Annotated in this window: 13 protein-coding genes; 8 read left to right on the forward strand and 5 right to left on the reverse strand. The window is 52.3% G+C overall.

Annotated elements, in window-relative coordinates; translation table 11 throughout:
• Positions 1-988: 988 nt before the first annotated feature.
• Positions 989-1,180 carry a hypothetical protein gene (locus Q9S52_RS09580; protein WP_304708949.1) on the reverse strand — a complete coding sequence of 64 codons (192 nt, stop codon included), beginning with the start codon at positions 1,178-1,180 and terminating at the stop codon, positions 989-991.
• Positions 1,181-1,220: 40 nt separating this feature from the next.
• On the reverse strand, positions 1,221-2,708 hold the full coding sequence (locus Q9S52_RS09585) for a hypothetical protein (protein WP_304708950.1): 1,488 nt from the start codon (positions 2,706-2,708) through the stop codon (positions 1,221-1,223).
• Positions 2,709-3,223: 515 nt separating this feature from the next.
• On the opposite strand from Q9S52_RS09585, the gene Q9S52_RS09590 reads away from it, so the two are divergent.
• From Q9S52_RS09590 to Q9S52_RS09620, 7 genes are all read left to right on the forward strand, one after another.
• On the forward strand, positions 3,224-4,447 hold the full coding sequence (locus Q9S52_RS09590) for a site-specific integrase (protein ID WP_304708951.1): 1,224 nt from the start codon (positions 3,224-3,226) through the stop codon (positions 4,445-4,447).
• Entirely contained in the window at positions 4,447-5,556 is a 1,110-nt protein-coding gene (locus tag Q9S52_RS09595; RefSeq protein WP_304708952.1) for a hypothetical protein, read from the forward strand. Before Q9S52_RS09590 ends, Q9S52_RS09595 begins: the two co-directional genes overlap by 1 nt.
• A gap of 144 nt (positions 5,557-5,700) precedes the next feature.
• Entirely contained in the window at positions 5,701-6,069 is a 369-nt protein-coding gene (locus Q9S52_RS09600; RefSeq protein ID WP_304708953.1) for a helix-turn-helix domain-containing protein, read from the forward strand.
• Between the two features lie 5 nt (positions 6,070-6,074).
• The gene (locus tag Q9S52_RS09605) at positions 6,075-6,452 is read left to right on the forward strand and encodes a hypothetical protein (protein WP_304708954.1); all 378 of its coding nucleotides are present in this window, start codon (positions 6,075-6,077) and stop codon (positions 6,450-6,452) included.
• Positions 6,445-7,149, forward strand: a complete 705-nt coding sequence (locus Q9S52_RS09610; protein WP_304708955.1) for a DUF4373 domain-containing protein — start codon at positions 6,445-6,447, stop codon at positions 7,147-7,149. Before Q9S52_RS09605 ends, Q9S52_RS09610 begins: the two co-directional genes overlap by 8 nt.
• 67 nt (positions 7,150-7,216) lie before the next feature.
• The gene (dnaB, locus tag Q9S52_RS09615; protein WP_304708956.1) at positions 7,217-8,638 is read left to right on the forward strand and encodes a replicative DNA helicase; all 1,422 of its coding nucleotides are present in this window, start codon (positions 7,217-7,219) and stop codon (positions 8,636-8,638) included.
• A gap of 192 nt (positions 8,639-8,830) precedes the next feature.
• Positions 8,831-9,697: a BACON domain-containing protein gene (locus Q9S52_RS09620; RefSeq protein ID WP_304708957.1), complete on the forward strand. Its 867-nt coding sequence runs from the start codon at positions 8,831-8,833 to the stop codon at positions 9,695-9,697.
• A 162-nt stretch (positions 9,698-9,859) separates the two neighbouring features.
• Here the strand turns inward: Q9S52_RS09620 and Q9S52_RS09625 are convergent, their stop codons facing one another.
• Genes Q9S52_RS09625 through Q9S52_RS09635 form a run of 3 tightly spaced genes read right to left on the reverse strand, consistent with a single transcriptional unit; the run spans position 9,860 to position 11,246 of the window.
• On the reverse strand, positions 9,860-10,645 hold the full coding sequence (locus tag Q9S52_RS09625) for a Fic family protein (RefSeq protein ID WP_370649007.1): 786 nt from the start codon (positions 10,643-10,645) through the stop codon (positions 9,860-9,862).
• The gene (locus Q9S52_RS09630) at positions 10,638-10,961 is read right to left on the reverse strand and encodes a 50S ribosome-binding protein YggL (RefSeq protein WP_304708958.1); all 324 of its coding nucleotides are present in this window, start codon (positions 10,959-10,961) and stop codon (positions 10,638-10,640) included. Before Q9S52_RS09630 ends, Q9S52_RS09625 begins: the two co-directional genes overlap by 8 nt.
• 3 nt (positions 10,962-10,964) lie before the next feature.
• Positions 10,965-11,246 carry a helix-turn-helix transcriptional regulator gene (locus Q9S52_RS09635; protein WP_304773868.1) on the reverse strand — a complete coding sequence of 94 codons (282 nt, stop codon included), beginning with the start codon at positions 11,244-11,246 and terminating at the stop codon, positions 10,965-10,967.
• A gap of 257 nt (positions 11,247-11,503) precedes the next feature.
• On the opposite strand from Q9S52_RS09635, the gene Q9S52_RS09640 reads away from it, so the two are divergent.
• Positions 11,504-11,833, forward strand: coding sequence for a hypothetical protein (locus tag Q9S52_RS09640; RefSeq protein WP_304708959.1), 330 nt, complete (start codon positions 11,504-11,506; stop codon positions 11,831-11,833).
• Positions 11,834-11,969 lie beyond the last annotated feature (136 nt).

Raw genomic sequence — 11,969 nt, forward strand, 5'->3', positions numbered from 1 at the left:
CCTTAGGAGGGAAATCTTGTCAAAATGCGCTGGCGCGTTTTGACAAGATTTCCCCGGCGCGCGCACAAAGGATTGGGCTGAGGCGGTTAAGCGATACGCAGTATCGCTCCGTCCCGCCGGGGTCACCCGGCCGCCGCCCGCGCAGGGCAGTTTCAGGCGGGTCAAAGCTCGACCGCGCGCCGCCGCCAAAAGAAGCGATTCAACTATTTCGGCGGTAGCCGAATATAGATGAATCGCGCAGGCGCGCGAAAATGCGGCGGAGCGACAGCGGAGCCGCAGTGAGGCTGACACGGGGCGGAGAACTGGGGCGAGCTTTGGGCTATGCTTGTTCTTCAGGCGGGAAAACCGTATCCGGTTTTCCCGCCGCGCTGGGCCGAGCTTGGGGCTGGGCAGGGGCGGTGGATTGGGCAGCTTTTGACAGGTTTTGGGCCGCGAGCGAATAGCTAAGTCCTCGTGACAACGGTCGGCCCGCAGCCCCCGGATGCGGAGGGGACGCACAGCGTCTTTTACTGGCCGCCTCGGCCTTAATATTCGTTCTTCGCTGGTTGCGGCCGAAAACGCATTTCGCAAAATGGAAGCGGTGAATGGACTTTGCTTTTGCGGTTCATAGAACCGCCGGCCTTGTCGCCGAGGCGCGGAGCGCCTCGGGGGGGATGGGCGACAGGCCGAACCCGACAGAAAAGGGCGGTGAATTGGCCGAGCTTCTGCGACCCAACGGGTCGCGCGGGCCGGAGCCACCCCCGGCGTAGGGCCGCAATCTCGCGGAACTCGTTGCGTCCACGCTGGCTCCGGGCCGCTTAACTCAAGTGCGAATAGGCGTTGCTTTTGCGCTTCCGCTGGCGGTGAGCCGCTTAAACGAAAGACGAACAGGCCGAATCTGTTCCTCCCCGGGCGTCCGGTCGCATATAGTCAAACAAAAAAAAGTAGGGTAGAGGCTGGCGGTTATTTGGGCCGAGGCGGCCAGTCTTCGAGTGCCGAGCGGCACCGTTTATTCCGAGAGGCAACGCAACTGAAAACCGTGAGCGCGGTAGTCCGAGAGGCTGGAATCGAGGTACTGCGAACGGAAATACAACTCCAGGCCGCGGATGCCGCTCGAGGCGGCAGACCAGCTGTACCCGTGGTTGCCGACACCGTTCAGTGCGCCCGAGGGGTAGTAGCGGAAGCCCGGGGCCCGCTGCAAAAAGCGATATCCTAAAAAGACACCCCGATAAAATCTCCTCTCAGAACCTCCGGGCTGTGCCCCGGCCGTTGCGGAAGATGCGGCGGTGGTATGTCCGCCCCGTGCGTTTGTCGAAGAGGCCGTAAATAGCTTCGTCCGGCACCCCAGCCACCGAATAGGTCAGACCGTCCTCCGACCCGCCGGAACGGCGGACAATCGGATGCCCGCACTCCCGCCAATCCCGCCCCGTCCAATACGCAACATAGTAGTGATTCGGGTTCAGCGTGTCCCGCTCGGCTTCCCGAATCAACGGCGTCAGATCGATCGTCACCAACCGGTTCAGGTTCGGTTCGTGGTATTGTAGATTGCTCCTCGGATCGAGCCGGAACGGTCGCCCCGCCGGCCGCACCGACCTCCCGTCCGTGAGCACCGGCAGGTAGAGAATCCCCCGTCCGATCTCCCGGAAAAGAGCCACTTTCCCCTCCCGCCTTTCCGCCCACACCGCCGGCCGCCAGCGCTCGTTGCTGAAGACCGCCAGCGCCGCCCGCTCATCCGGCCCCGCCACCGAGTCGAACGCCACCCGCGGGTTCGAAGTCGCCACATACTCCCCCGTCACCGCCCGGAAATAGGGCTGTCCGAAGCGTCGCGCCGCCTCCGCCGACCGATCGAACTCCATGCGGTAGATCCGCGGCGGCCCCGCCGCCAGCCACTCCCCCGTATCGAGCAGCACCGGATTGCCCAGCTCATCGAAATAGACCGCCTCGACATGTCCCCCGTCCGAAGTGCCCCACACCGGAATCATATCCTTCGTCGCCGCAATCCCCATCGCCCGCAGCGCCAGCACGAAGATGTCCGCCGCCGAGTTGCACTCGCCCCGTCCGCACGCCATCGCCTCCTCGGGCGTGAACGCCGGTTTCAGCATCAACGCCTCCGGATGGAACCCGAACCACTTCCGGACATCCCGGATAATCAGCCGCGCCACGCCGCGTATATCTTTCCGTCCCGCCATCGTGTCGATCATCGGTTCGTAGCGCGTGCGGAAGAACGTCCGCCAGTCCGTGAGCTCTTCGGTGTCGATCCGATAGGGGAGCACGTAGCGCATAAAAACGGAGTCGGAGTAGTGCCGCGCCCACGGATACCGCTCCCGTGCCTCGAACGCCAGGTCGATGTTTCGGATCAGGTAGTCCGCCGTCATCGCCTCCTCGTCGTTTTCGGTGCGGTAGCGCACCGCCAGCCCCAGCGAGTCGAGCGCCGTCCGATAATTGCTTCCGGTGATCTCGGGCCGGTAGATCGAATAGTCCGATACCTCGCCCGTCCGCCTCTGCACGAGGTCGAACGTGCGTGTGGCATGCCCCCGGAGGTTTTCGAGGAGGAACCTCGCTGCCTCGGCCCGCAGCGAATCGTCGGCATAGTGCTCCGCCACCCGGTTCATCTCCGGATTTCCGGTCGCTTCGGCCGCCGAGCGCAGCCGTCTGCCCGGCGTGTCGCATCCCGCCATCAGCCACCCGACGATGCAGCCGATTCCGATAGTCAGTAGATTTTTCGCCATATCGAACGCTTGAAATTTGCCTGAAAACCGTTTCGTTTCTTGAAGTAGGTTTACTAAAAGATCGAAACTATTACAAATTTAATAAAAAATCGCATTTAATGCGTAGGATGGGGCGGCGGAGAGCGGATTTTCCCGGAACGGAGGGGCCGGCTGGTTTCCGCCAAACAGAAAAGGGTTGCAAAGTAATTTGCAACCCTTTGAGAATTAAGTAGCGAGAGAGAGACTTGAACTCTCGACCTCATGATTATGAATCGTAATTTTGCCGTTTTTAACGGTTATTGCACACATTTCATTCATTTGCTATGCGTTGATTCTCAACGCATTTTTCATTTCTAAATTTTCATCCGTTTGCATATATTTTCGTACTTTTGTCATAGTTGTGTGCAGTTTGTGTGTTCCATAACGGGACACACAAATGACAGATACTAAGCTGTAATACGACCGAATAAGAACTGATTTTCAGTCGTTTTGTGTGTTCCACGAACCTCCTTACCAAAGATCATAGGGTCAAGATCATGCTGCAATACGCTACCGACGGAATTACCGTCGCTTCCATCCTGGATACCCGTAAGGCCAACCAAGCCGGAACTTATCCTGTCAAGATACGGGTCACCTACAAACGGGTACGACGTTACTACTCCACCGGAAAGAGCTTGATGCCGGAAGAGTGGGAGAAACTTCCGGCAACCAAATCCTACCTCTATTCCGAGGTACGGCGCGATATTATCACCTCGTTCGAGTTGATCAAGAAAGCCGTGCAGTCTTTGGCCGAACGAGGAGAATTTACGTTCAATAACCTCGATCTACGATTAGGCCGGGCGGTAACCGGAGCGATTAACGACGCTTTCAGAGCCAAAATCGAAGCCTTGCAGGAGGAGGAACGAATCGGCAGCATGTTGGCCTACAAAGATACCCTGCGAGTCGTCGAGGAGTTTGCCGGCGAGGGAATCGACTTCAGCTCGATTACTCCGGAATGGTTGAGGCGATTCGAGCACCATTTGCTGGAGACAAAGAACCTGACGACGGTGGGCATCCATTGCCGAAACATCCGGGCCATCCTCAACGAGGCCCGACGGGCCGGAATCGTGAAAGAGTCGCAATACCCGTTTGGACGGGGACGGTATGAAATCAAGGTCGGAGTTTCACACAAAAAGGCTTTGACCCTGGAGCAGATCGGTCAAGTGGTGAAGTATACCGACGGCACGGAGGCTACCGAGAAATACCGCGATCTGTGGTTTTTCATCTACTTGTGCAATGGGATTAACGTAGCCGACCTGGTACGGTTGAGGTACCGCAATATCATCGACGGAGAGGTCTGTTTTGTACGGCAGAAGACACAACGCACAACGGCAACGATACGTGAAGTCCGGGCGACACTGACTCCGGAGATGCAGGCGATTATCGATCGCTGGGGGAATCCGCCGGAACCGGATAATTTCATATTCCCCTACCTCAACGGCACGGAGGATGCGATGCGGTGCAAGGTGATAACGACCGACCTGACGCGCCGGATCAACAAACGGATGAAGCGGATTGGCGAAGCAGTGGGGATCGATGGGATCAGCACCTATACGGCCCGGCATTCGTTCGCTACGGTGCTCAAGCGGAGCGGGGCGAACATCGCCTTTATCTCCGAGTCGCTGGGGCACAACGACCTCAAGACGACGGAACACTATCTGGCCTCTTTCGAGAAAGAGGAACGACAGAAAAACGCTAACCTTTTAACACAGTTTGAGTAATGGATACAAGATATAATTACAAGGTCGCCCAATGGATTGATAATGTCAGTTATCTTTGGGGTGAATTTATGATACTATCAGAAAGTTATTATGATATTATTAAACTTTGGTATCCATTTTCTGGATGCAGATATTATTCCGAGAAAGAGGGAAAGTGGTATTTGGATATAATGGGTTTTCCCTTTTCTCTTTGTGCTATAATGGGGAAACAGTTAAAAGGTGATCGTTGTGAATTAAAAAAAATAGAGAATGTATTATTGTCCTTTCCTAGTGATAAATTATTAAAGGATATTTCGTTGGAGGCAATGACAAAAATTATACACAAATCATTAGGCGATTTTGTGCGTAGTATCAAAGCATCCGATAAATATGAGATAGGAAGCGGGCTACTTGTAAATAGAAAAGAGATTGAGGGAAGGATGGATTACATAAAAAATTTAATCCCTCATTTCGAGTATTGCCATCCTTCAGGTAAATCATTTGAATTGACCGCGTATTATGTTATGGCGCATATACGCAATGAAATGGCACAACTCGACGCCATAGGTCGGCACGGATATTTATTGCAATATTTAACACCGTCTTTTGTTGATTCAATTGATGATCTTCCGGAGGGCTTTTCGTACGCAAAACAGTATGTAAGGCAAATTATAGGACGTGATGTCTGGGATGAACTTAAAACCGCAAGAGATGTGATAATTTGGGAAATGAGTGCCATTATTCGTGATTTTAATTTGAATATTTCTCATTTGGAAGAATCTGCTGGAGGTTTGACATCGATTATTGAAGCAAAGAACCCCGATGCCAAAGATAAGGAAACGAAAGGGGCTCTTTTGACGACGGCACAACGGGTTTTGTTTCTCAAACACGCATTGGGTGAAATGGGGGTCTTTATTAGCGAACGAAATGGAGATGGTGGAGTTAGTCAAAGGGATATTGCTCGCCTGATCCACGTAATTTTAGGCGGTAATGCCGAAAAAATCGAAAACACCAGCATCTATAAGGCTATAAAGAAAAGCAACCAAAACACATCGGAACACGATGCTGAAAAACTAAGGCAGGTTATCGAAAAGATGGGGTTTTCGGGTCTGGCGAATCAGTTGAAATAAGGGCAATAATCTTTCATTGATGGAACGATGGGGGTACCCGTGGGGGTACCCCCATCGTTTTTTCTGCCCTTACCTTTGCTTTCGAACGTTCGCCGCGGGGCTTGGCTAGCCACGCACAATCAAAAAACAAACGAAAGTAAAGCTATGAGCGAAGTTATCGTTATGACCCCCGATCAACTGAGAGGAACGTTGGAGGGGGCGGTGCTCGGCGCACTCGAAAAATTCCAAGCCTCGCAGAAAGAGGCGGCCCGACCGGAAAACCAACCGGAGGCCATGAATCTACCGGCGGCTATCCGCTTTTTGGCCGAAAACGGCTATCCTACCTCCCGATCCAAATTCTACCAATTGACCTCAACCGGCAAAATTCCGCATCGCAAATACGGTTCCCGGTTGGTATTCAACCGTACCGAGCTGTTGAGGTGGGCCGAATCGCAAGCCAAAGAGTGCAACACTGGACAGAGGGAGGCGGTTGCCTTGATCGCCCGCAGTGCCCGTAACCATCAAAACCGGTAGGAGTCATGAAAGCGGTAAAAAAAGAAAGCCCTGCCGGGAGGCAAGGGCAATCAGTAGAACAACACAAAGGTAGTCGCAATTTCCGAATGATCAAACCGATCAGGGCTACTGTTACCCAAAGACGAGCCTACGCCTCAACAGCGGCACTACGACTGACGGAAGAACAGACGGCCAAGCGGTTCTTTGGTAATCATCCTCAACAATCCTTTTCCCGTGCCGATCTGTCGGATGAATTCAATCTACCCATAAATCATATTTGTCGGATAGCTCGTAATCTACTTGACGTTGATTTTATTGAAGTCGTAGGCTGCGACATCAATCCTCGAAGCAACCGGCCTGTCCAGATGCTTCAGTTGAATAGGAAGGAGGGCAACCATGAATAAGGATGCCTACTACTTCCCGCACGATTCCAATGCCAAAGATGACCCGAAATGTGTTCTGCTGATCGAACAATTGGGCATGGAGGGATACGGCATTTATTGGATGCTGATCGAAACCCTGCGGGATCAACCGGGGTACCGCTATCCGGTAGCTCTGCTTCCTGCACTTGCACGGAGGTATAACACCACGGTCGAGAAGGTGAAAACGGTGGTGTACAATTATGACCTCTTTATCGTTGAGGGCGACGAGATTTTCTTTTCGCAAAGCCTGATTGACCGGATGATTCCGCTGGAGCATAAACGTGAACAGGCGAGAAAAGCCGGTTTGAAAAGTGCTGAAAAACGGGCACTTATCAACTGCGGTTCAACAACCGTTGAACGTCCGTTCAACGACCGTTCAACCAGTAAAGTAAAAGAGAGTAAAGTAAATAAGAAGGAGAGGAGAGATTTACAAGAGAGGCGTTTCACGCCTCCCGCGCTCGAAGAGGTGCAAAGGTATGTTAGCGAGAAAGGGTACCGGATCGATGCGCAACGGTTTATCGACTACTATGCCTCGAACGGATGGAAAGTCGGTAAGAACCCGATGCGCGATTGGAAAGCGACTGTACGGAACTGGCAACGTAGAGAAAATACCCAATCTCCGATCGCCGAATCGCAAAAAGGCGAAATACAGCCCAAATTCTTCAAATTCGCCCAGTAACCAAGAGGCTACTCATTCACTGAGAAAATCCCTAAAACAACCCTAAAAACGCCAAAAAACAGTAATTATGCAACAGGCCACATACAAACAAATCGATTATGCAGGCGGGATCGTTCCTCCCCACGATACGGAACTGGAACGGGTCGTGTTGGGAGCACTGCTCGTCGAACCGCACCAAATCCCATCTGTCGTCAAGATACTCGCTCCGGAGATGTTCTATGCCACCAAACACGAAGCGATCTACCGGTCGATCGTCGAACTGTACGATGCAGGAGAACCGATAGACCTGTATGCGGTGGGACGGAGGTTGCAGCTGTCCGGCGTCATGCCCGGAAAGATCACTCCGGCCGAATTGACCGAAATCGCGACTACGGCGGGCAGCGCCTCCCACACCGAAACACATGCCCGAACACTGGTGGAAAAGCACGTCGGAAGGCGGATGCTGGAGGTGGGGCGCGAAATCATGGCCCGTACCAGCGATACACGGGCAGACATCGACGAAGTAATCGGGTATGCGACCGGCGAACTGGAAAAGATCGGCACCCTCTTTTCCGGCGGTCGGATGGGCGACCACATCAAAGCCTATACCGCCCAAGCGTTGAGGGAAGCCGAGCATCGGGCGGCCAAAGCAGATCAGGGTGAAGTGACCGGCATAACGACCGGCTTGACGGATTTGGATCGCGCCACCGGAGGGTGGCAAGGGTCGCAACTGATCGTTCTTGCCGCACGTCCGGCTATGGGTAAAACGGCCCTGATGCTCCACTTCGCCAAGGCAGCGGCAAGCGTCGGAGTGCCAGTCTGCATCTACTCGCTGGAGATGTCGGGAGTCCGATTGTCGGACAGGTTGATGCTCTCCGTAGACGACATGGATGCCGAAGCCTTTCGGAGCGGCCGGCTGACAGCAGCGGATTGGCAGCGCATGGAGCGGGCCGGAGCCGAAATTTCGAGGCTTCCGATCTACGTGGACGACAACCCGACGGTCTCCATGCGGTACATCAAGACCAACAGCCGGATACGCGCTTCACGCGGCGAATGCGGCATGATCCTGATCGACTATCTCCAGTTGGCCGACACGACCGACAAGGCGAACCGGAACCGCAACCGGGAACAGGAGGTGGCCCAGGCCAGCCGCCAGGCAAAGATTATCGCCAAGGAGCTGAACGTTCCGGTGATTCTGCTTTCGCAGCTTTCGCGCGGCGTCGAGGGTCGGGCCGACAAGTGTCCGATGCTCTCCGACCTTCGGGAATCGGGCGCGATCGAACAGGACGCCGATATTGTCGTATTCCTCTATCGCCCGGCCTATTACGGAATCTCAACGATCGAGGAGCTGAAGAATGCCGATTCCGAGGGGGTAGGCATTCTATCCATTGCCAAACAGCGGGACGGCGCTACGGGGCGGATCGCCTTCCGCCACAATCCGGCCATGACCCATATTGCAGATTGGGAGTTTGCGAAAGAAGAAGCCGCTAAGACAAACCTCCCTTTCTGAGCGAGACAATAAATGTGATTTTAGTGACTATTCCCAACAAAAGGAAGGAGCCTAATAAAGTGGGTTTTTCCGACTGTTTTTGACAAAAAGAGGAGAAGAATAAAGTGACTTTTACTGCCTATTCCCAGCAAAAAAGCTTTAGTACGCAGGGGACACCTAACCAAAAGTAAATTTTAATCAACCTTAATAACGATGAACAAAATAGCAACGAAATCAGACTGCAACGGAAAAGCACCGGGAGCATTCCCGGCCACAGACGACCTGACGACATGCCCGACGAAAGCCGAAATCAAGGCTACGGGTGTCTTGGATGTTACCGGAAACTATGCCGACAACCAATGTGTCATGCTCTCAGACATCAAGGCTGATTTCAAACTCACCATCTCCCCTACCTCCTACACCGCAGTCATCGGCGGCGGTTCCTTCACGCTCAATATCACGAGCAACACCTCGTGGTCGGTTTCCTATCCGAGCTGGTGTAGCGGGGTTACTTCCGGGAACGGGAACGCGAGTATAACCGTCACCGTAGCCTCGAACGCCAACAGTCCGGCCCGAAGCGGAAACATCACGGTAAGAACTGCCTCAGGCATCACCAAGTCTTGCTCCGTGAACCAGTCTGGTGTGCCTACTTATGGCGGTCGAATCCATCTCATGGTTCAGTTCAAGAATGTCACGCCGTTCACTGTAAATGTCTCTGGAAATGTGGCTTTATATATGGGCAGTACGAAGATTGGCGAAGTTTCGACGAGTGGAGTAATACCCGGGAATACGCAGAATGGACAGACGGTAGGGGCAAGTGGAATGAATGGCTTTACCTATTCCTCGACAAATAAATCGGTACGGTGCGTATTTGAATACGAAGATTGGAGCGGAGATGACTGCTCGGGAACAGCCGACGGCTCTGTCAGTGGGAATGCTACGGGGCCTGACTTTCTCGGAGTCATGTGGGCGGGAGATCCGGTGGGGGAATCGTATGAATGCCGGCTCAGTTTCATTCAATCCGGAAGCAGCGACACCTACATCACTGCGATATATACCATCTCCGGGAGGGGAGTATAATGAAAATCGAAGTCAAACGCCGCGCGCTGCGGCCGAAATCTTACGCTATGGCAACCTGAATTAAACCTATCCGTTTGTGATGATGCAAACCACTAAAACCGTACGGAATGACGAAAGCCACCTCAACGCGGGTGGCTTTCTTGTGTGAGATAGGGCTTAAAATTAGCCTCTAATGATCGAAAGGTAGTGTTTCAACGTATCGGTCATCACCGAGACAATCAAGGTGTTAAAATCACTCCTATCGCCTGTTATGTGGGACTTCTCGAGCGCATTGTAATAACGCACCCGTGAATCATTGTCCCCCTTAAGCGACACGATGGGATAGCCGTGCCTCACCAAGTAAAGGTTCATCAGCAGTCGGCTCGTTCGACCGTTGCCGTCTATGAATGGGTGAATACGCACTAACTCGTCATGCAGGTAGGCCGCGATCAATACCGGGTGCTGCTTTTCGGCCTCCATACGACCGTATTCTGCCAGGAAAGCCTCCATCTGCGGGGCGATCAGGTAAGGCTGAGGAGGCGTATATTTACTTCCGGAGATAAAAACCGGAACGGTTCGGTATCGTCCGGCGTTCTCTTTGTCGATCTTGTTCAGAACAATGGCGTGAATATCGCGAATGACACTCTCGGTAATCGGCAGCTCTTGGGAGGCTACTTCTTCGATGAACTCAACAGCTTCAATGTGGTTGATTACCTCGAGGTGTTCCCGCAGACTCTTACCGCTAATCGTAATCCCTTCGTTGATCACTAACGCCGTTTCCTGCAACGTAAGCGTGTTCCCCTCGATCCGGTTGCTGTCGTAGGTATATTCAATGGACATAGCCTCGTTGAGGCTTCTGACAGTAGCCTCCGGCAAAGGCCGTAAGGCGTCCAGTTCAGTCTTGAGCGTATCGATTTGTGAAAGATTTGGCCTGGTGTTCATTGTCTGCAAGGCTATAAATTTATTCATTTCTTCCGTACCAAGCGTCCCGAAGTTCGCCGGCAACGACGTTGGTGACATCCGATCGGTTTGTAAGCCAGTCGATCAAGGCTTGACGTTGTTCTGACGAAACCGATCCGCGTCCGGGCTTGTCGATGAAATAGCTTTGATGCTCGGCTCCGCCTCCACCGCAACAAAGTCCGAGGGATTCGATTCGGTCAACGAATTCATCCCAAAACGGGGTGAAATTCCCGCTGTCGGCAACTGCCGAATAATCGAAATCCACTTCAAACCCGAACTCCGCAAATTCTCCCTTGCGGAACTTTTTGCGCAACCTTTTCTTCATTGGCTATTCTCCTTTCTCCACCCGGATCGGTTTACCGCAGTGCGGGCAGGTGATCGTGTTTGTCGGCTGCGGGGCGAATAACTCCGAAACCGATACTCCAAGCGCAGAGGCGATTCGTTCAAGCAGAGGCAACGATGTATTTCCTCTGGCAGCCCGACTCAGTGTCATTTCCGATACGCCCAATTTGAGCGCTAAATCCTTTTGAGTAGTGCCATACTGCTGGCAAAGCTCCTTAACCCTTACATCCATATACGCATAAAGTTTATACAACTTATATGCAAACATAATCAAAATTATTGCCACATGTATATCAAGTCATGAAAATATATATGATTTGATTATTTTTATTTATTCACAACAAACATAATATGTATATTTGCAGTGTAAAATAAACAACAAACGTTTGCACACTATGACCACCGTAGAACAAAACACACTCAGAGCACCATTAGCGATCTGATACTAAGGTGTCGGGGTTCGCTCGGCCCGCATTGAAAACTTAATCACGATTTACTAACCAATCAAAATAAGGAGGAAACAAAATGGCTACAGAAATCAAAGATGTTCGCAACAACGAAAAGCGCAACACGATTCAGACGGTACTGTCCGAAAGGGCGGTTGATCACTTGGAGTGTATTCTTTATTGGTGCGCAGATGAATTCATTTTCGATTCCTTTTCGAGAGACTTGCTGCAAATGCTAAAAATATATGTCCAAGCTAATCCGAATGTAATCCGGAGTTTCGAAAAGCCAACCGAGATGATAGATCGCGTCTCTATGATTATTCAACTCGTCGAGCAACTAAAAGAAGTCGTTGAAATGGAAAAACCGTGGCGATGGGGCGAGGATTCGAAGGGTTGGATCAAGTCATAGAATCGCCAGAGTTGTGTGCAAATTGTGTGCGCAAGAAACTAAAAGAGGTTACGATAATCATCGTAACCTCTTGATTTTTAAGTAGCGAGAGAGAGACTTGAACTCTCGACCTCATGATTATGAATCATGCGCTCTA

Source organism: uncultured Rikenella sp. (assembly GCF_948810725.1).
Lineage (GTDB): Bacteria > Bacteroidota > Bacteroidia > Bacteroidales > Rikenellaceae > Rikenella.